This window comes from Paenibacillus sp. FSL R7-0163 (assembly GCF_037969975.1).
Lineage (GTDB): Bacteria > Bacillota > Bacilli > Paenibacillales > Paenibacillaceae > Paenibacillus_AQ > Paenibacillus_AQ odorifer.
The window spans coordinates 1,679,404-1,700,169 of the sequence record NZ_CP150224.1; the positions used below are offsets into that span (position 1 = coordinate 1,679,404).

General features: G+C 43.3%; 14 protein-coding genes. 8 read left to right on the plus strand and 6 right to left on the minus strand.

The annotated features are described in order from the left end of the window. Positions 1-22 precede the first annotated feature (22 nt). Together NST45_RS07380 and NST45_RS07385 are read right to left on the minus strand one after the other, a co-directional pair. Complete coding sequence (locus NST45_RS07380) at positions 23-1,090, minus strand: glycoside hydrolase family 99-like domain-containing protein (RefSeq protein WP_339825270.1); 1,068 nt, start codon at positions 1,088-1,090, stop codon at positions 23-25. A 13-nt stretch (positions 1,091-1,103) separates the two neighbouring features. Further along, entirely contained in the window at positions 1,104-2,141 is a 1,038-nt protein-coding gene (locus NST45_RS07385) for a glycosyltransferase (protein WP_052097164.1), read from the minus strand. 207 nt (positions 2,142-2,348) lie between these two features. Between NST45_RS07385 and NST45_RS07390 the strand changes: the two genes are divergently transcribed. Beyond that, positions 2,349-2,759: a hypothetical protein gene (locus NST45_RS07390; protein ID WP_232061415.1), complete on the plus strand. Its 411-nt coding sequence runs from the start codon at positions 2,349-2,351 to the stop codon at positions 2,757-2,759. 90 nt (positions 2,760-2,849) lie between these two features. Here the strand turns inward: NST45_RS07390 and NST45_RS07395 are convergent, their stop codons facing one another. After that, entirely contained in the window at positions 2,850-4,205 is a 1,356-nt protein-coding gene (locus NST45_RS07395) for a PFL family protein (protein ID WP_248548616.1), read from the minus strand. Positions 4,206-4,222: 17 nt separating this feature from the next. Next, a complete protein-coding gene (locus NST45_RS07400; RefSeq protein ID WP_036685776.1) occupies positions 4,223-4,492 on the minus strand; it encodes an ACT domain-containing protein in 270 nt (89 codons plus the stop codon). 218 nt (positions 4,493-4,710) lie between these two features. Here NST45_RS07400 and NST45_RS07405 point away from each other — a divergent pair, with 218 nt between their 5' ends. From NST45_RS07405 to cysI, 5 genes are all read left to right on the plus strand, one after another. Beyond that, the gene (locus NST45_RS07405; RefSeq protein ID WP_036685778.1) at positions 4,711-6,342 is read left to right on the plus strand and encodes a diguanylate cyclase; all 1,632 of its coding nucleotides are present in this window, start codon (positions 4,711-4,713) and stop codon (positions 6,340-6,342) included. A 61-nt stretch (positions 6,343-6,403) separates the two neighbouring features. Beyond that, positions 6,404-6,784 carry a response regulator gene (locus NST45_RS07410; protein WP_036685780.1) on the plus strand — a complete coding sequence of 127 codons (381 nt, stop codon included), beginning with the start codon at positions 6,404-6,406 and terminating at the stop codon, positions 6,782-6,784. Further along, entirely contained in the window at positions 6,762-10,022 is a 3,261-nt protein-coding gene (locus tag NST45_RS07415) for an ATP-binding protein (RefSeq protein WP_076100126.1), read from the plus strand. The genes NST45_RS07410 and NST45_RS07415 overlap by 23 nt, the downstream gene beginning before the upstream one ends. A 234-nt stretch (positions 10,023-10,256) precedes the next feature. After that, the gene (locus NST45_RS07420) at positions 10,257-12,113 is read left to right on the plus strand and encodes an assimilatory sulfite reductase (NADPH) flavoprotein subunit (protein ID WP_076100412.1); all 1,857 of its coding nucleotides are present in this window, start codon (positions 10,257-10,259) and stop codon (positions 12,111-12,113) included. A gap of 46 nt (positions 12,114-12,159) precedes the next feature. Continuing rightward, entirely contained in the window at positions 12,160-13,884 is a 1,725-nt protein-coding gene (cysI, locus tag NST45_RS07425; RefSeq protein ID WP_076100127.1) for an assimilatory sulfite reductase (NADPH) hemoprotein subunit, read from the plus strand. Between the two features lie 1,009 nt (positions 13,885-14,893). Here the strand turns inward: cysI and NST45_RS07430 are convergent. Beyond that, positions 14,894-16,489 (minus strand): cellulase family glycosylhydrolase, encoded by a 1,596-nt coding sequence (locus NST45_RS07430; protein ID WP_076100129.1) that lies wholly within the window; start codon positions 16,487-16,489, stop codon positions 14,894-14,896. A 398-nt stretch (positions 16,490-16,887) separates the two neighbouring features. On the opposite strand from NST45_RS07430, the gene map reads away from it, so the two are divergent. Then, on the plus strand, positions 16,888-17,634 hold the full coding sequence (gene map / locus NST45_RS07435) for a type I methionyl aminopeptidase (RefSeq protein ID WP_036685786.1): 747 nt from the start codon (positions 16,888-16,890) through the stop codon (positions 17,632-17,634). Between the two features lie 54 nt (positions 17,635-17,688). On the opposite strand, the gene NST45_RS07440 is transcribed toward map, so the two are convergent. Continuing rightward, a complete protein-coding gene (locus NST45_RS07440; RefSeq protein WP_036685788.1) occupies positions 17,689-18,093 on the minus strand; it encodes a CBS domain-containing protein in 405 nt (134 codons plus the stop codon). Positions 18,094-18,269: 176 nt separating this feature from the next. On the opposite strand from NST45_RS07440, the gene NST45_RS07445 reads away from it, so the two are divergent. Continuing rightward, positions 18,270-20,378, plus strand: a complete 2,109-nt coding sequence (locus NST45_RS07445) for a methyl-accepting chemotaxis protein (RefSeq protein WP_051491410.1) — start codon at positions 18,270-18,272, stop codon at positions 20,376-20,378. Positions 20,379-20,766: the final 388 nt, after the last annotated feature.

Sequence of the window (20,766 nt, forward strand, 5' to 3'; positions counted from 1 at the left end):
AAAGATCCTTCTGGCGCTACGGCTAAGAAGGATCTTCTTTGTGATGAAATTGTAGGGCTTCCTTAACGGCTTGCAAGTATTGATATTGATAACGCTCATCCGGTTCCAGATAGGCGCCTTCAGCCCATTCATTCCAGGCGTTGATATAAATATATTCACTTTTGAACATTTTTTTGGCGCGCTCAATTTGTCGTGAAAGGTATTGGCCGAATTTTTGAGGATTAGCACCTAAGGTGCTTTGTCCGGCAGGGCCTTTCCGTGGTGTGTTATCCCAGTTGACAAAGGCTCCCGGATATATGATTTCTCCGTCCCTATGGGGTGTCCGCTCCAACATGGATTCCCATAACTCATCATAATCAATTACGATATGCCTCTGATCCTCCACCTGCTTTGAGCTCCATAAATGCTTAACCCCGCCATGTGCGAATGTGTAATGCGGCTCAAATTCCAGACTGGCATCGAATCCTCGCTCTTTCTGTAGGGGGAAACCGCCCAGTGTCCGGACCAGATGAAGTCCTTTAAGTCCGTTCTGCAGAGCCAATTCGCGCCAATATTGAAGCATTTCTTCACAGCGCGGGATACTAGCAGATCTATAAATGATAAAGACAGGCTTATCTTCCACTCGGATATAACGATCATCTTTGAAGGCTTCCAGCAATGCAAAAAAGTGCATTCGCCAATCCCGTTCTTCTCCGTATTCCTGTGGCATCAGTACATCCTCTTCGGTGCCATCCCAGCTACGTGTCCATGGTTCGTTAGCCCAAGAAAGGCAAAAGGGGAAGTCAGGCTCTTTGCTCGCAAGAATCTGCTGAACCGGTTGTTCCAGTAGTCGCCTGCCATTAAACCAATAGTGATAATAACAAAAACCGTAAATGCCATGAGCCCTTGCAGTCTCTGCCTGCCATTGTTTCACTTTAGGATCCGTTAAATCATAGTAGTTATTATTTAATGGCTTCTTGGGCTGATCATGTTCAGGATAAAGGGCTGCAGCCTTCCTGACATTTGTCCATTCTGTAAAACCCTCACCCCACCAAGAATCGTTCTCTGTGATCTGATGAAACTGAGGCAATACAAAAGCAATGCATCTCAAGTCATGCCACCCCCTATGGTTCCTTGAATATTTTTCTCAGCAGTAACTTTCCTTGCTGGATATAAGAATGGTTATATTTAAGTTCCTTTAGAGCACGAGAGGCAGAAATTCTCCTTTCTTCACTATGTGAAAAATAGTGCTTAAAGCTTTCGGAGAGCTCTTTGAAGTTCTGGAAACGAATGAGATCTTCTTCTGCAATTCGGTAATTATGAAGATGGGGATGATCCTCCACTAACTGAAATACACCGCAAGCGGTGACCTCCATAATCTGCTGCATAGAACCAGTGCAATTGATGACGATTTTTGCTCCATTATAATAACTGGACATATCTTTACTATGGGTGATATCCAGGAAATTTCTGGGGGGGTCCCAACCACGCCCGGCGATCATTACCTTAAGGCCTTGAAGCAGGTCTGAATACGCCAACGTGTAAAGCACACTATCGATTTGAAAATCGCCGAGAATGAGTACGTCACTCTGATAACAGTCCTCCACACGTCTTGGATAATAGAGATCCGTATCCGCAGCATATGGGAGATAACTGGAATGTTTGCCCCATAAACCCTGATAATAGATCAGATTAGCTATGTTCTGTGTGAAAATATAATCGAATAACAATGCCAGATTACGTTCTGTTGGAGTAAGACAAGCTGCATCTGCCATCCATACCGCTTTGGGAACGTTGGAAGTTTTCAGAGCAGGGAGGTTCTCCTCCGGAAATAGGGTCTCCGATCCTAGAGCTAATATTAGATCAGGTTGAAAATGGGCTAAATATTCCTCCAGATTATGCTGGAATTTAATAGCAAGTACTTCTTTGACCAAATGCCTTAGTTGATCTTTAAAAAGTCGTACATTAGGCATTTTATCGCTGGCCTCTGTAGGAACCAGCAGCAATATTCTTAATTGCTTGAGTTCCCGTTGCAGCGGCTCTGCTCTATAAGAGTTCATCTCAAGGATGAGGTTATGGTGTTGCGATGGATTAACTTGGCTGATGGTGACTTCGTGACTTGAAGGCCTTTCAGGAGTGAGCCTATTAGCTGTCTTCTTCATAATTCCTCCTGTATTCTGTGGAGCCAGTCGTCCGCTCTAGCACCGAGTCTTGCTAATCATTATATGTGTAGGGGGTTATTTTGACTTTAGGTATAAGACCATTAATCAGAGCCCTGAAGATAAAAAGCGGATTTAGTGAAAGCTGTATATCTATCTATGACAGGGCTGGCTTGTTTAACATAAGATATGCTATAAAACCTGAAAGGGATGATCGCCTTGCCAACCTTCGATAACGTTCTAGTTACAGGAAGTCAGACCATTCAAAATGATCTGCACGTTAATGGAAATGAGACTATCGATTCGAATCTGCATTTGAATGGTAGTCAGACCATAATGGGAAGCCTAAATGTGAACGGCAGTGAATCCATACTTGGTCATCTGGGGGTAACCGGTGAAATTAGCGGGGCAGGCACCATTAGAGCTGCAACCCGGTTGATCGCTACGAACCAAGCAACATTGCCACCAGGCGCTCCTACCAGCCTGCAACAGGTTCGATACTTTTCTGTAGGTGCTGTAGGTCAGACTGGTCTCGTGCTGAAGGGCACGGATGGAAATGATTATGTATTATTTATCGATTTGACCGGCGGAACACCTAATATCGGTATCCAACGGGCTTAATCAAGACAAACAAACATTCTCAGCATCAGATTAATAAAAAAACAGCAAGTCTCCTAAGTACAAATAGGGACTTGCTGTTTGAGGTTTCTATTAATTCTTAAAGCTATGAATTGGAGCTGGGATTCGTCCGCCACGATTAACGAAGTTTGCGCAGTTGAAGCCGTTTACTGCCATAACTGGTGCATATCCGAGCAGACCGCCAAATTCGACCATTTCACCAACGTCCTTGCCGATTACTGGAATCACGCGAACCGCAGTGGTTTTGTTATTCACCATGCCGATAGCCGCTTCATCGGCGATGATGCCGGAAATAGTCTCCTTGGTGGTGCTTCCTGGGATAGCTATCATATCCAGTCCTACGGAACACACACAGGTCATAGCTTCCAGCTTCTCTAGTGTAAGGGCACCCCGCTGAACCGCTTGAATCATGCCGTGATCTTCACTGACCGGAATAAAGGCTCCACTAAGCCCACCTACATAGGAGGAGGCCATTACGCCACCTTTTTTAACATTGTCATTTAGGATCGCCAGAGCAGCGGTTGTTCCCGGAGCGCCAGCTTCCTCCAGACCCATGACTTGAAAGATTTCGGCAATGGAATCACCGATTTCTGGAGTAGGAGCTAAGGATAGATCGATAATCCCAAAAGGAACATTCATCCGTTTGGAAGCCTCTTGAGCAACTAGCTGACCGACACGTGTGACTTTGAAGGCTGTCCGTTTAATGGTTTCACATAAGGTTTCAAAATCCTGCCCTCTAACCTCTTCAAGCGCACGTTTGATTACACCAGGACCGCTGACGCCAACGTTGATGACACATTCCCGCTCTCCAACCCCGTGAAATGCTCCGGCCATAAAAGGGTTGTCCTCAACTGCATTACAGAAGACTACCAGCTTGGCGCAGCCGATGGAATCCCGATCCTTGGTGCGTTCCGCAGTTTGGATAATGATGTCGCCCATTAATTTCACAGCGTCCATGTTGATTCCACTTCTGGAGGAACCGACATTGACCGAGGAGCAGACTCGTTCAGTGACTGCCAATGCTTCAGGAATACTGTCAATCAAAATACGATCGCCTTTGGTGCAGCCTTTTTGTACAAGTGCAGAGAAACCGCCGATAAAGTTAACGCCTACCTCTTTTGCAGCCTTGTCCAGGATTTCAGCAACAGGTACATAGGTATCTGTCTTCACCGCACCAGCGGCAATAGCGATGGGTGTGACAGAGATCCGTTTGTTAACAATAGGAACCCCAAATTGTCTTTCCAGATCTTCACCCGTCTTTACGAGCTTTTCAGCGGATCTGGTGATTTTGTCATATACATTTTGATTAAAGGTGCGCATATCCGTGTGGGCACAATCCATGAGGCTGATCCCCATCGTTATGGTACGCACATCCAGATTCATTTCACGAATCATCTTATTCGTTTCTTGTACTTCCACTAGTGATATCATGGTCAGCCATCCTCCTAGATTCGGTGCATAATATTAAAAATATCCTCATGCTGAAGCTTGATTTCCACGCCAATCGATTCGCCAAGCAAATGTAATTCCTCTACAATATTCTCAAAAGCTTTAGTTGAGCTAGAAATGTCTACAATCATCATCATGTTAAAATAATCTTGAACAATCGTCTGCGAAATATCCAGAATGTTCAAATTGTGTTCGGCTAGATATGTACATACTTTAGCAATAATCCCTACTTTATCTTTTCCCAATACAGTAATAATTCCCTTCATGAATACAGCCTCCCTTTGTATTTATTGATTTCACCGTGTATACGGAAATGAACCATTCCAACTATTATTGCAAATGATGAAACAAGCTTCAACCAAAGGTTTTTTGTCAGTTTGATTAAATATTTATTTTGACAGCTGAAATTATAGAAAATTCATTTGACAGCCTATAAAAAATGTGATGAACTGAGAGTTTGATATGATAGTCTGAAGGAGTAAATATGACTACACAAAAATATAAAGACATGGTTGAGCAAAGAACGAAGATGACCCTCCAGGAATGGACGGAACAGGCGGAAGTGAAGGAAAAGGACATTTATCGTTTTTTGCATAATTTAAAAGGCACTGCTGGAACTGTCGGATTACCAGATGTCGAACAATTTGCCGAGGATACGCTGCCCTATTTCATGGAAAGCAGTCTTAAGAGTTGGTCGGTCGAGGAATGGGGGGATTATTTATATCCACTGATTCCATTGTTTAATGTCCATTCATTGGCAGCTTCAAGCTCTGTTAAAGCATTGGATAAAAAGGGACCCGCTGAGACGCTCACGCAGAATGATATTCTTCTTATCGATGACGATGTAGAGCTAGTTGCTTATCTGAAAGAGTCGTTGGAGAGGCAGAATTACTATGTAAGCATTGCCTTATCTGCTGAACGGGGACTCAAAATCTTTTATGAAACGAAACCAGATCTCATTCTGCTGGATATTCTTTTACCGGATAAAAGCGGGATTGAGGTGTTGAACCAAATTATCGGCAAGGCCAAAAAAGAACGAATTCCCATTATCATTATTAGCGGGGAGTACTCCAAAGCGACGCAAATGCAGGCGTATTCGTTGGGGGTGATGGATTTTTTACCGAAGCCTGTAGATATTGATTTATTTCTGGTATTGATCAAAAATCGCTTTCAGCTCAAGAGAGAATGGCAGGAGTCCATCATCGTGGATGATTTGACCGGCGCATTCAATCGCAAACACTTTAATCAAGTTATGAAGCAGCTGATTGGTGATTTTAAGCGGACCAACCGCGTATTTTCGTTAGCGCTGATTGATTTGGATTATTTTAAAAACGTTAATGATACATATGGTCACCTAATCGGAGACGAAGTTCTGCAGGGCTTTTCAGAGCTTGTGAAGAATTCCATCCGTCTGGAGGATACCTTTTGCCGTTATGGGGGAGAAGAGTTTGCAGTGTTCTTACCTCACACGGATGCGGAATCTGCAATGTTGGTTATACAGCGTATTCAAGAGCGGTTTGCGGCGACTGACTTTTTTGCAAAAAATGAAATCTTTCATGTGACTATCTCTAGCGGGATTTCTGAGGTAACAGATGCCGAGAATATAGCCGATAAATTGATTGAGGAAGCAGATCAGGCTCTTTATGCCAGTAAGCATGCTGGAAGGAATCAGACAACGCTTTATTCGGATCATTTATCCACTACTAAAAAGCATTCGGTTCTGAATGTGATTGTTGTAGATGATGATACGCTAATTCGGAGAATTGTGACGAGTCAGTTCGCCATTTGGGAGCCGGATAATATTGCTGAGGTGAAGGTCAGCAGCTATGCGAATGGGCTTGATTTCCTGCAATCGGATTGGTATGCCGTGGATGAGAAGTATATTATTTTGCTGGATGGTGTGATGCCTGATCTGGATGGAGTAGAAGTTCTGGAAAGAATCCGCAAAACGTATCCGGAAGTAAATATATTAGTGATCATGCTGACGGGAAGAAATAATCAGGCGGATATTGTACATGCCCTGCAGATGGGTGCCGATGATTATGTAGTGAAACCGGTTCATATGCCTGAGTTATTGTCGAGAATAGAGCGGTTGGCTCATAGATTTTTGTTCTAATTGGTTTCTGAATATGTTGTGAGCACCAGGAGAGATCTAAAGCGGAGGGAATTAGGCAGCTATGCAAAAGGTAATGGTAGTGGATGATGAAGAAGTATTACGAATGTTAATTGTAGACACCTTAGAAGATTTGGAAGACGTGGAGATCCATACTGCCGAGAACGGATTAGAGGCGCTTTCAAAATTGTCACAGGATCATTATGATTTGGTGATATTGGATTATATGATGCCTGAAATGACAGGGATTGAAGTCCTAGGCCAACTGGATGATGAGAAAAAGAAGGCTACAGCTATTTTAATGTTAACAGCCAAAGCCCAAGATGTAGATCGTCTTCGAGCGGTAGATGCAGGCGCACGTTATTTTATGCCAAAACCTTTTAGTCCGATGGAACTCTTGCAGATTGTGGAGGGGATCCTAAGTGACAAAGGGAAGCAGCTCTAATCACAGTATTAAAAATAGATATTTTCGTATCATTGCCTTGGTTTTTTCGTTAATCATTATTATGGGATCTGTATTTTTATTTTTCATAAATAATGAGCAGAACAAATTAAGTAGAGACCGTGAAGTTCTGCAGAATAAGGCGGACACGATTAACGAATTGGCGACTGCATTAAATGAGGTTTTTTTCCGAGCGAGGGGATTCAGCGCACTTAAGAGTGCCAATGAATTAGATCTCCTAAACCTAGGACTTGTTAACTTTGATAAGATTCTGGATACCTATTCTAATCTCAATTTATCTCCGGAAGAAGCCTTGTTTAGAGATGGTTTGAAAGCATTTTATGTTCAGTACAAAACTAAAGTTTTACCTGAAGCGATTCGGTTTGTCGAGGCAGACGATTATGTGTCTTTGAGAGCTCTATCCGCAGATGGCAACACGAAATCAGTGAATGATTTTTTAATGTATACAAAAGAGTACAAGCAACGATCCGATGCCGCATTAAATACTATGGCTATGGATTACATCAAACGTGCCAATGAATTTACCTTTATCGCATTCTTTTTCAGCACGATTATTCTGCTAATCTTCACCTTTATGATCTGGCGGATTCTGAAGAACCTTATAGATCCTATTCTGAAGCTGGAAGGGGCAACCCATTCCCTGGCTGCAGGAGAAGAAATTCTTCTGGGCAAGCTTAAGAATCAAGATGAAATTGGCCGACTTTATGATGCTTTTCTTAATATGGCTAGAAGTATTCAAGATAAAGAAGAAGAATTAATGATGCAGAATGAAGAGCTGCATGCGCAGCAGGATGAACTTCAGGATCAGCAATATAGGCTGCAACGCTCGCTTAGTGAAATTGAAAGTATGATGAAAGCTTTGGATCAATCGTCTGCGGTCGGGATCCTTACTGCTAAAGGTGTCTTTACCTACGCGAATGATAATTTAAGTGGATATACCCGCTATAAAAAGTCTGAGATTATCGGTTACACCTATAAGTTATTTGAACTTTATAATATCTCTGACGAGGGTTATCAGAAAATCTTTAACAAATTAAATACAGGCGGAGTGTGGAACAATGAGCTGCAGATTCTAGCCAAAGACGGATTGCCCATCTGGCTGCAACTAACGATTGTGCCGTACCTGAATGAAGAGGGTGTGATTTATCAATACATCCTTATTGCGAACGATATCACCTCAATGAAGAGCGTACAGCAGGAGCTAGCCGAAACGTTAAAAAATACAGAACAGACCAAGATGATGCTTGAGCTTAATAATCAGCTGAATCATGATATTACTTATACCTTGGATAAGCATGAATTTGCTGATAAGTTTATTGAGTTTATGCATCGCTTGTATGCCTTTGATTCGAGTTTCTTCCTGCTTGTGAAAGATAATATCGCAGCTGTGAAAGGCATTCCGCAGGAGAATGTGGAGCGTTATCTTGATCATGAGAACAATGAGATGTTATATCGCTTGCAAGCGGAAAAAACGTACCTAATCAAGCGTTTGGCCACACAACCAGAGCAAGGGATTTCTGCGAGTGAGGTCTATGTTTACGACTTCTACACTACTGTTGTGAACGCAGAGGATGAGATTCTTGCAGTGTTCTGTGGCAGCCGGATTGGTCATTCCTTCAGCAAAGAAGAGATTAATGAGGTTCAGGGGATGATGAACCGCGTAGCGCTGGCGATTGAACGTTTATTCATGTATGAAGAGATTGAACATGGACGAAAGCTGAATCGGGACATCGTAAATAATGTGAACGAGGGCATACAATTTGTGAATACAGAAGGTATGCTCCTGCAGATGAATAAAGCGTTGAGCAACATTTTTAATTATGAGTGGACAGAAGGAACTTTGATTCCCCGACAGAAATGGATGGATTATTTCATCGAGCACTCGAATGAGAACCATGAACTTCGGATGTTTTTTGAAAAAGCGATTGCTGAGGATGCTCTGGAATCCAGCAGCATGCAATACTCCATTGGAACTGAATCGATGAAGCATATTGATGTGTATGCGATCCCTGTATTCCGTCGCGAGCTGCGTATTGGTACATTGTTTGTCTACAGAGATATCACTAGAGAATATGAGCTGGACCTTATGAAATCTGATCTTGTCAGTACGGTAAGTCATGAGCTAAGAACACCGCTATCGAGTGTGCTTGGTTTCACAGAACTGCTATTGTCTAAGACCATGAAGCCTGAGAAGCAGCTTAAATATCTGGAGACGATTCATAAAGAAGCTAAACGACTGACGGAGCTCATAAATGATTTTCTTGATTTGCAGAGAATGGAGTCAGGTAAGCAGCAATATATCACGGAGCATTTGAATCTCAGTGAAATTGTATTAGGCGTAATTGATCAATATAAACTGAGCAGTACCCATCATGTGCTCCTAGTGGATGAGGCTTTGAATGCGGATGTTGATGTGGACAAGGATAAGATTGTCCAAGTTCTGACGAATCTGTTAAGTAATGCGATTAAGTTCTCGCCTGATAACAATGAAGTTAAAGTACTGCTGCATAACGAGTCGGATAGGATTATTGTACGTATCCAGGATAATGGTCTTGGCATTCCTAAGGATCAAATAGGACAGCTATTCCAAAAATTCAGAAGAGTGGATAATAGCGCCTCTAAAAGAATTGGAGGAACAGGACTTGGACTTGCTATCTGTAAGGAGATCATTGAGAAGCAAAAGGGAAATATCGGTATAGATTCCGTAGAAGGAGAAGGCACTACCGTCTGGTTTAGCCTCCCTATCCTCCATGCGGAAGCGAGCCGGCAACAGGATGAGCTTAATAAATGGAGCACCGATAAAGAGCTCAAGCCTAATGTAATGATCGTTGAAGATGATTACAGTCTTTCGTTGCTTTTATCAGAAGAGCTTAAAGGGAAGGGCTTCCGTGTTACCCATCATTACCATCCACAGCAAGCTTTTGATCAGGCCTTGAAAACACCATTTGTGGCGATAGTGGTAGATTTGATGTTGGGTGAAGAGCTGGATGGCTGGGATTTGATCCGAATGCTTAAAGAAGATCCAAGAACTGAAAATATCCCTATCGTTATTTCTTCTGCTCTGGATCAATCGGATAAGAATCAATTAAACGATGTAATTCAAAAATATTTAACTAAACCTTATCCGCCCGGCGAGCTATCGAATACGCTTGAGGAGATAGTGAAGATTAAGACGGGGATCGGCGAGGTGTTATTTCCCGAAAGTAAGCAAAAATTATAGCTTTTATTTATCACAATATTTTATAAATAGTATCACTTTTTATAATGAAACCGATCAAAACAGGTTAAATCATACTGTTTTGATCGGTTTTTACGTACTATATAGATACTTTTTCAATAAATTACAATTATTAGGTTAAATCGACATCATTGATCGTTTACAATTATTGTGATAGCCTGATTTCATGAGGTACGGATCATCAGAAGATTTCATGTTTAGGAGAGGTGGATATTGTTGCAACTACAGGTAACGAACAGTCCTTTTAACGAGAGCCAAGTCGAGCTACTCAATCGTCTTCTACCATCCTTAACGGAGACACAGCAAATATGGCTTAGCGGTTATTTGTCGGCCATGGGCCTTACTACTGCACCATCGGCAGGTGCCGGGGTTCAAGCAGTGCAATCAAATACGATAGGAAATGCGGAAGGTAGTGCCGTTAGTCAACCTGTAGCTTCACGTGAAGTGACCGTGTTGTTTGGGTCCCAGACAGGGAATTGCCAACGGCTGGCTGGGAGCTTGTCCCGCAAGCTGGAGGAGCAAGGATTTCAGGTCACGATCACTGCGATGAACAGCTTTAAGCCCAATGCACTTAAGAAGGTTGAGAACCTCCTATTGCTGGTCAGTACTCACGGTGAAGGCGAGCCGCCAGATAATGCACGGATGTTCCATGAATTTCTCTATAGCAAAAGAGCCCCTCAATTAGAGAATCTGAAGTTCTCAGTGTTGGCACTGGGGGATACCTCTTACGAATTCTTTTGTCAGACCGGCAAAGACTTCGATCAGCGGCTTGAGGAACTTGGCGGCAAGCGGTTAAGTCCGCGTGTGGATTGTGATCTTGATTATGATGATTCGGTTACCGAATGGTTTGAAGGCGTGATTGGTGCCTTAAATGCACATTTAAATGCTCCGGCCATTGCGGCAAAAGCGGTTCAAGCTGCGGAAGACACAGATTCTCAGGAGCCTTTGTATACCCGCAACAATCCTTTTAAAGCGGAAGTATTAGAAAATCTAAATCTGAACGGACGCGGTTCCGACCGGGAGACCCGCCATTTGGAGCTATCACTAGAAGGCTCTAACATACAATTTGAGCCAGGGGATGCGCTGGGTGTCTACCCGGAGAATCATCCTGAATTGGTAGACGCTATTATTCATACTATGGGCTGGAATCCTAATGATATTGTTCCATTTAATAAAAAAGGGGAAGAAGGTTCCTTACGTGAGGCACTTCTTCACCACTATGAAATCACTGTATTAACCAAACCGTTGCTTGAGCAAGCGGCGAAGTTATCTTCTTCTAACAAACTAAAGGATTTATTGGCGCCAGAACGTGCGCAACAGCTTAAGGAATATATTCAAGGCCGCGATCTGCTCGATTTGGTTCAGGACTTCTCTCCATGGGAAGGTTCAGCCAGTAACTTTGTGACTATTTTGCGCAAGCTTCCAGCACGACTCTATTCAATTGCTAGCAGCTATAAAGCTAATCCAGATGAGGTTCATTTAACGGTTAGAGCTGTACGTTATGAGGCACATGGCCGTGAGCGTTATGGGGTCTGCTCGGTACATTGTGCTGAAAGAGTCCAGCCGGGAGATACGTTGCCCATCTACATTCAACATAATCCTAACTTTAAGCTTCCAACAAATCCTGATGCGCCGATCATTATGATTGGACCGGGGACAGGCGTTGCACCCTTCCGCTCTTTCTTGGAGGAACGTGGCGAGCTTGGGGTGGAAGGTAAATCATGGCTGTTCTACGGAGATCGGCATTTCGTGACGGACTTCCTCTATCAGACGGACTGGCAGAGAATGCTAAAAGACGGCTTGTTAACTAAGCTGGATGTTGCTTTCTCCCGTGATACCGAAGAGAAAGTATATGTTCAGCATCGCATTCTGGAAAAGAGCCGCGAGGTCTACGAATGGCTGCAAGCGGGAGCTCATATTTACATTTGCGGTGACGAGAAGCATATGGCACATGATGTTCATTCTGCTCTGATTACTGTCATCCAGCATGAGGGTGGGCTGAGTCCTGAAGAAGCGGCAGCTTATTTGGATAATATGCAGCAGGCGCAGCGCTACCAACGTGATGTTTACTAATGGATAGAGGAAAGTTATCGAATGACTTCGGGGGGAGATAACAACAATGGCAAACAATGAAAAGGTTAAGCCGATCGGCGGGCCTCCAAGTGATGTTGAACACATTAAGCAAGAGAGTAACTATCTGCGGGGCGCGCTTGTTGAGACATTAAGCAATCCGATTACCGGAGGTTTGCCGGAAGATGATAATCGGCTGCTGAAATTTCACGGAAGTTATATGCAGGACGATCGGGATTTACGCAATGAGCGTGAACGGCAAAAGCTGGAGCCTGCATTTCAGTTCATGCTTCGTGTAGTTGCCCCAGGCGGGGTAGCGACACCAGAGCAGTGGCTAGTGATGGATGATCTGGCACAAAAATACGGTAATGGGACCTTACGTCTGACTACCAGACAGGCGTTTCAAATGCACGGGGTACTCAAATGGAATCTTAAGAAAACCATTCGCAGCATTAATGATACGCTGATGACGACGCTGGCAGCTTGCGGCGATGTTAACCGTAACGTAATGAGTAATCCGAATCCTTACCAGTCAGAGGTGCATGCAGAGGTCTATGAATGGGCGCGCAAAGTGAGTGATCACTTATCCCCACGTACTCCCGCCTACCATGAGATTTGGCTAGACGGTGAAAAGGTAGTAGATAGCTTAGGCGAACGTGCGGAAGTAGAACCAATCTATGGTCCGGTATATTTACCTCGTAAATTTAAGATTGGTTTAGCGGTGCCACCTTCTAATGATGTGGATGTATTCTCGCAAGATCTGGGTTTTATCGCTATTCTGGAAAATGAGAAGCTAGTAGGCTTTAACGTTTCTGTAGGCGGCGGTATGGGGATGACTCATGGGGATACCAGTACTTATCCTCAGTTGGGACGTATTATTGGTTTTTGCCGTCCCGAACAGTTGATTGATGTGGCAGAAAAGACCGTAACGATCCAGCGGGATTATGGCAATCGCTCTGTCCGCAAAAATGCAAGGTTCAAATATACGATTGACCGCCACGGTCTGGAATGGTTCGTTGACGAACTGCATGAAAGACTCGGATGGCAGCTTGAAGCGGCACATGATTATCATTTTGATCACAACGGAGACCGTTACGGCTGGGTGAAGGGTACCAATGGAAAATGGAATCTGACACTTTATATCCAAAGCGGACGGATTCATGACCAAGAAGGATACACCTTGATGACTGGCTTGCGGGAGATTGCTAAAATCCATACTGGAGATTTCCGGCTAACGCCGAATCAGAATCTAACGATTGCCAACGTCACTACTGCCAAAAAACGAAAAGTAGCTGAGCTGGCTAAACAGCATGGACTTACAGATGGAGCACATCTTTCTGCATTGCGGCGCAGCTCCATGTCCTGTGTAGCACTGCCAACCTGCGGACTTGCGATGGCTGAAGCGGAACGTTATCTGCCTTCGTTGATAGATAAGCTGGAGCTTGTTATAGATAAAGCTGGTTTGCGCGACGAGGAAATTGTAATCCGGATGACCGGCTGCCCTAATGGATGTGCTAGACCGGCGCTGGGTGAAATCTCGTTTATCGGCAAGGCTCCAGGCAGATATAATATGTATTTAGGAGCAGGCTTTACGGGTGATCGCCTCAATAAAATGTATAAAGAAAACATAGATGAGAAGGAGATCCTAGAGACGCTTGAACCTATTCTTCACCGATATGCCAAAGAACGTCAACAAGGTGAGCATTTTGGAGATTTCGTGATCCGTGCAGATTATGTTAAAGCCGTTACCTCTGGACTTAATTTCCATGACTAAATGAAAGTAGATTTAAAAATGTCCCGGGGCCAGTTGGATGGCTGCCGGGGTATTTTTTGTGGTTTGGGCGTAGTTAGGTGCGCGAGGTGTCGTGTCGTACACAAAATGCTCCAGAGGTAAAGACGGTAGACAAGAGTAAATGAGCAGCAGATAAGCAGCAGATAAGCGCATACGAGTAGTAGATGAGCGGAAGATGAGTAGTAGATGAGCGATAGTAGAGCAGTAGATGAGCGCGACGAGCGGCAGTAGACTAACAAGGTGACGGACTCAGGAGCCCTTATTTTCTGAAACCTTGCCAATTTGCAGAGTATTCGGACACCAGCGCTGTTATGGGTATGAAAAGAGGCCGAAATAGGCCTTTTTCAGAGGAATAGCGTCTCTCCAGTCCGAAAGTTGCTCAAAACGGCTTAAATTGCACAAATAGCGTCATCTGAGTCCGAAAACCACAACCGAGTGTTCAAAAAGTAAAGAACGGCAGATGAGCAGCAGATGAGCGGCAGATGAGCGATAGTAGATTAACGTCAGAGTAATGAAAGAGTCGAATTAGATCGTGTGAAAGAGTGAAATCAGATCAGTAGGAGCAACAGTAGAGTAGTACGCAGAATAGCCAAACAAAAGAGCAGCAACCGACTAGCGGAACAATAGACGAGCAATAGTAAACTAACATCAAAGTAGTAACAGTCCAGCAGCAGACTAACAGCAGTAGATCACCGTTGACTGACAAATCTAGCAGCAGCCTTTATTTGATCTACAATAATCTAGTAAGATCCCAACATTTGCGCTACAACAGATCCATCAAAGTAGTAACAGTCCGACAGTAGACTAACATCAAAGTAACAACAGTCCGGGAGCAGACTAACAGCAGTAGATCACTGTTGACTGACAAATCTAGCAACAGTCATCTTTTGAGCTACTATAAGTAAGCATTATCCTAACATCTGCGCTACAACAGATCTAATTTTAAAAACCAGCAAGTCCCCAATCTTGGGAGGCTCGCTGGTTTATGTTTTTAAGGAGCGATGCCGGAGAGCAGTACATCGTTTTGATACAAGGTTACTTTGTTCCAAGTGCTGAAGGAAACTTTGGTTGGGTCGAACGAATAGTCATTTGCTTCATTGAAGTTAGACCAGTCGCTTTTATGCACTCGTAATTGGATTTCTCCTGACTGTCCACCGGCAGGTATGGAGCCCGCGCTAGCGTTGAAAGTAAGCTCAACATAAGAGTCGGCGTTCGTTCCACTAGTGGACCCAAGGGCAACTGATATATTAGAAGCACCGATCTGCGCCCAATCGATCACACCATTGAGGGAGGCGCTTCCATCTTTAGTAAAGTAATAACGAATTTTCAGTCCATTTAGATTGACTGCCGTTGTTCCGTTGTTATAAATGTTGAAGTAAGGTTTGATTGAGTTATCTGTAGCATTGGTATCTGCTGCACGGTAGTAAAGTGCCAGATTACTGGATGGCGAGCCGGTAGGAGTGGCTGTAGGTGTTGCTGTTGGCGTTGGTGTTGGTGTTGGCGTTGGTGTTGGCGTAGGTGTAGGTGTAGGTGTAGGTGTAGGAGTTGTGCCACCATCCGGCACAGGTTGGTAACCAGGCGTTGTATAAATTTTATTAAGCACGGAGGTTGCTAAGGTTCCGTTTGCTCCATTAACGACTGTATTTCCCCAGTTGCTGAGTGTTCCTGCTGGACCGCTGGCTAGATCCAGATATTCGACGCCTCCGCCATTACCATACCAGGACCAGGCGAGCCATCCTACCTTTTTTTCCTTAGTGTAGCTCATAATGGTGGCTTCATCGACATCTCCACCCGTGTGCTTGTCACCGAATTCGCCGATAATCACGGGGGCTCCAATGGCCAAGGCACTATCGATATTGCTCTTAACGGTAGCAGCATTACCTCCGGCATATTCGTACATATGAATCGAGAAAATAGTATTTTTTAAGGTATCTGAATTAAATACAGCCTGACCACTAGTGAAAATGGATTGTGGGTATTGACCCCATCCCGCTGCATCTACAACTAAAGTGTTCTTAATGCCCGCATTTCTTAACGCAGGAATTGCCGCTTGGTAACCACTGGCCCATGTTGCAGTGTTCCAAGAACCGTACCATTCATTAGCAATATTCACAATGACACGATCTTCTTTACCAATCAAAGCATCCTTGATGCTGATCCAATAGTTGACTGCAGCGTTAAGATCAGATGTGTTGTCTGAGCCAGTAGCATCATGCACTTCCAGCATGGCAATCAATTTATACTGATCACAAAGCTTAAGAATATTTTGGACATCCGCCAAGGTATCGAGAGACCACTTGCTGCCATTAGAAAGTACAATTCTGACGGTATTGGAGCCAGTGGCTGCAATGGCCGGTATTGCAGTAGCCAGATCGTTTTTGTACCAAGTGTGTGCATGATTAACCCCACGCATTACAAAAGGACTGCCGGTGGCATCATACAAAGTGGTACCGCTTACATAAAAGCCCTTAACAGAAGTGTTTGCTGCCGCTGCCTGCTGTTGAGGTAAAGAAATAGAAAGAGTAAGGATACTAATTAATACTAACAAACTGATTTTCCGGAACGAAAAATGCTTACTGAATTTCATCAACATTTCCTCCTTAATCAAATAGGGTTGCTTCTTAGATTATGCGTATCCTTCAGGTGGTTGCAGTAAATGCACTCAATTACAGGCATGTATCACCTCCTCAGTTATTTTGAATATAACATATAAAGGAATTTTTAGGAATAATAAATAATTTAACGATAACAATAATTTTATGTTTTATTAGAAAATAAGACGAAGTGCTGATCAGGCACTCGTCTTTCATCTAACATTATCATAAAAAATGATGTTATTTTTAGATTCAGGAAGGAAAATATAATTTTTTTTGACTAATGATTTGGATTTCTCGCGATTTTCTTTCATAATATAAAGGGTAAACTAAATACAAAAGAAGAACCGTTGCCCGAGAGCGATGAGTTCTGTACAGAAGAGGCGATATTATGATTATCATGAAAACGATGGAAGAGATCGAAAAAATGCGTGCGGCGGGAAAAATTCTCGCTGAATGTCATCGTCAAATTGCGCAAATTTTGCAGCCTGGTATTACGACCTGGGAAATTGATGAATTTGCAGAAAAATTTATATTGTCTCAAGGAGCTACTCCTGAGCAAAAAGGATATAATGGGTACCCGTACGCAACCTGTGCATCTGTAAATGATGTAATATGCCACGGATTCCCGAAAAAAGAGCCGCTAAAAGACGGGGATATCGTAACCATTGACATGGTTGTTAACTTAAACGGCTGGTTGGCAGATTCGGCCTGGTCTTACGGCATTGGCAATATTAGTGAACAGGCGACCAAACTTCTAGACACTACTAAGGAATCGTTATTCCGTGGAATCGAGCAGGCGGTTGCAGGCAACCGTATCGGGGATGTTGCGCATGCCATCCAAGTTTATGCAGAGTCTAACGGATTTTCTGTAGTACGTGATTTTATTGGCCACGGGATCGGTTCAGAAATGCATGAAGCTCCGGAAGTGCCTCACTATGGTCCAGCAGGGAGAGGGCCTCGTCTTAAAGAGGGGATGGTATTTACCATTGAGCCCATGCTGAACACAGGCAGTTACAGAACAAAAATTGATGCGGATGGTTGGACTGCGCGTACCATTGACGGCGGATTGTCAGCACAATATGAGCATACTTTAGCGATTACCCCACAAGGAACGATTATCCTGACTGAACTGTAATTTTGATGAAAAATAAAATGACCAGTCTCCGTAATGGAGATTGGTCATTTTTTATTAATCCGTAATGTTGCGAGTGTAATATTCAATGATATCTTTTCTCCTAATAATTCCAACAAATACACCCTCATTATCAATCACAGGAACGAAATTCTGATCCGCAGCGAGCGTCAGCATATCTTCCATTTCTGCATTAATGAGAACACTTTCGTTATGAACATGCTTTTGGATGTCGCTTACTTGAACTTCCCCTATATTGTCAAAGGTTAAGTCTGCTGTGTTTTTTAGCTTCCACAATAGATCACCCTCCGAAAGTGTTCCTACATATTTTCCTTCATTATCAATAATAGGGATAGCCGTGTAATGGTGCTGTTCTAATTGTTCTAAGGCTTCCAGCATGGATAGTGAGTTAGTGATATAGGCAACTTGATCTTTTGGCAACAAAAAAGAGGATATTTCCATCGGCATGAACTCCTTTGTATTATGTTTTTTTGATTAGGCTACTTTTATTTAAACATACTTTTGGAATGGATAGAATTTTAAATTTTCATCCCTTAAATTATAGGTAATAAGTCCTATTGAATAGAGGTCGTATTTTGTCGATTAAAGATATATTATCCTAGAGTGGAGTTGTTCAGATGGCATTGTATCGAAGGCTTTCTTTAACGTTTAAGTTTGTTATGGTGGTAAGTTTAGTAATTATTGTGATCTTTTTCTTTAGTTTAGTCGCAAACCTGGCTAATCTGCGTAGTGTGAGCATATCCAACGGTGAACTTCAGGCAGAGATCGCAGGGAAAAGTTATGCGGAGACCATTCAGAATAGAATGATAGACATTCAGTCGACGGGTGAAGCGCTCGCTGAGGTACTGATTGAATCAAGAGAACGTCAAACCTTGGACCGTGAAGATGTTGTTTCTACAATGAAAACTATGCTGGAGCACAGACCAGAAATTTTTGGGATGAGCATATTATGGGAACCCAATGCTTTTGATCAGAACGATCAGGCTAATATAAATAAGATGCCATATGATGACGGTACGGGGCGTTTTATTCCTTATGTCTTTAGAAATCAAGGTGCAATTAAGGTTGAACCCTTAAAAAATTACGATGTAGAAGGTGCGGGTGATTATTACCTTTTACCTAAAAAAGAGAAAAAACCGGTCTATATTGAACCCTATTCCTATGAGACGACTGGTGGAGCAATAGAGATGATTTCGGTCATGCTGCCGATTTTGGATAAAACGGGTGCATTTCTTGGGACTGTAGGGTTCGATGTTTCGTTAACCCAATTGCAGGAAGAAGCTGTTAACTATAAACCTCTGGGAGGTTATGTTTCTTTAATCACTGGTAATGGCAAATATGCAGCCAATCCAAATGATCCTCAAAGTGTACTCAAAGAGTTCGGTGATACAGAAGATAAAACATTACTGTGGAAGCGTGTGAAGAATGGGGAGGCCACACTGGGATACACGATAAATTCCAAGGGAGAAGACGTGCTGCGGACTTTTGTTCCGATACCAATGCCTGGAAGTGACCAGGTCTGGTACACACAGACAGCGATTTCTAAGGATGTAATCATGGCTGATTATGAACAAGCCAAAACAGAATTTTTTATCATTATGATTATTGGTATTTTGATTTTAGCTGTTATTGTTGGTCTTCAGCTATGGTTGATGGTAGTTAAACCGCTTCGCTTGTTATCTGATAAATTGCAGCTGATGTCTCAGGGTGATTTGACTCAAACCCTGCAGGTTCGAAATGATGATGAATTCGGCAAGATGGCTACACATTTTAATCATATGACCCATAAGCTTCGAGAAATGTTTGGACTTGTTGCTGATTTATCAATGTCTGTGGGAGCTACCTCTGAAGAGCTGACAGCTAACGCTGAGCAGACTGGGAAAGCTGCTGAACAAATTGCTGTGGCAATTGGACGAGTAGCCGAAGGAGCGCAGCTGCAGAGTGATTATGCGGGTGATTCTTCAATGGCGATGAGCGAGCTGAATGTTGGAGTGCAACGGATCGCTGACTCTTCGTCATCGGTGTCTGCGTCTGCAGATGAAGTTACCGATCAGACGAAAAAGGGCAGTGCGCAGCTTCAAATGGCAGTGAACCAAATGTCAGAGTTAAAGCTGTCTGTGGATGAGACGAGTCTGGCAATCGAACGTTTAGGCGAACGATCTGCTCAGATCAGCGGGATTATAGGCCTGATTTCGAACATAAGTAAACAGACCAATCTGTTGGCACTAAATGCGGCTATTGAGGCGTCCAGAGTGGGTGAACATGGCCGAGGTTTTGCTGTAGTGGCCTCAGAAATTCGTATGCTGGCAGATCAGACTAAAAAAGCTGCCGAACAAGTTACTGCTTTGGTTGAAGATGTGGTGCAAGATACTAATCAAGCTTCAAAAGCAATGGCTGTCGGCAATGAAAAAGTAATTCTTGGTGTGCAAAGTGTATCTGATAGTGATCTTTTATTTACTTCGATTCTGACAGAGATGACGCAGGTGACTGATCAAATCCAAGAGGTGTCCGCAGCTGCACAGCAGATGACCGCGGGTACGGAGCAAATTTCAGTTACAGTTAAACAATTAGCCGATCTTGCTTCGGAAGCTTCATCTGACTCCCAAAGTGTGGCAGCAGCCTCAGAGGAGCAGCTTGCTTCTATGGAAGAGATCTCAGCTTCGTCGGAGTCACTTAGCTCAATGGTGCAAGACCTGTTGGATAAATTGTCCTATTTTAAAATTTAAATTCCCTTTTCAAATTTTAGAAAAAGGGCTATCCCCTAAGCTATGAAAATGACTGCTGTGTCGAAAGCACATGCTTAGTCACTGGAAAATACGCTTAGTAACCTGCTAAGGGACACAGTGATCCTTAAACGTAGGATTATCCGATATTTGGAATGTTATCGGACTCCAGTGCAGCTATTGGCCCAAAAAATGCTTAATATGAGCCTCTTTCCAAGGAATAACGTCGCTGGTGTCCGAATTCTAGCTGTAAAGGATAAAAACATGTAAATAACGTCAACTGAGTCCGAAAGCCCCGCAGGATAATGAAAGTGTAGTTGAAGCAGACCGCGAATGACCAAAAAACGCCGAACAGCGATTCTTCGAGAACAGAAGAATCGCTGTTTTGTTG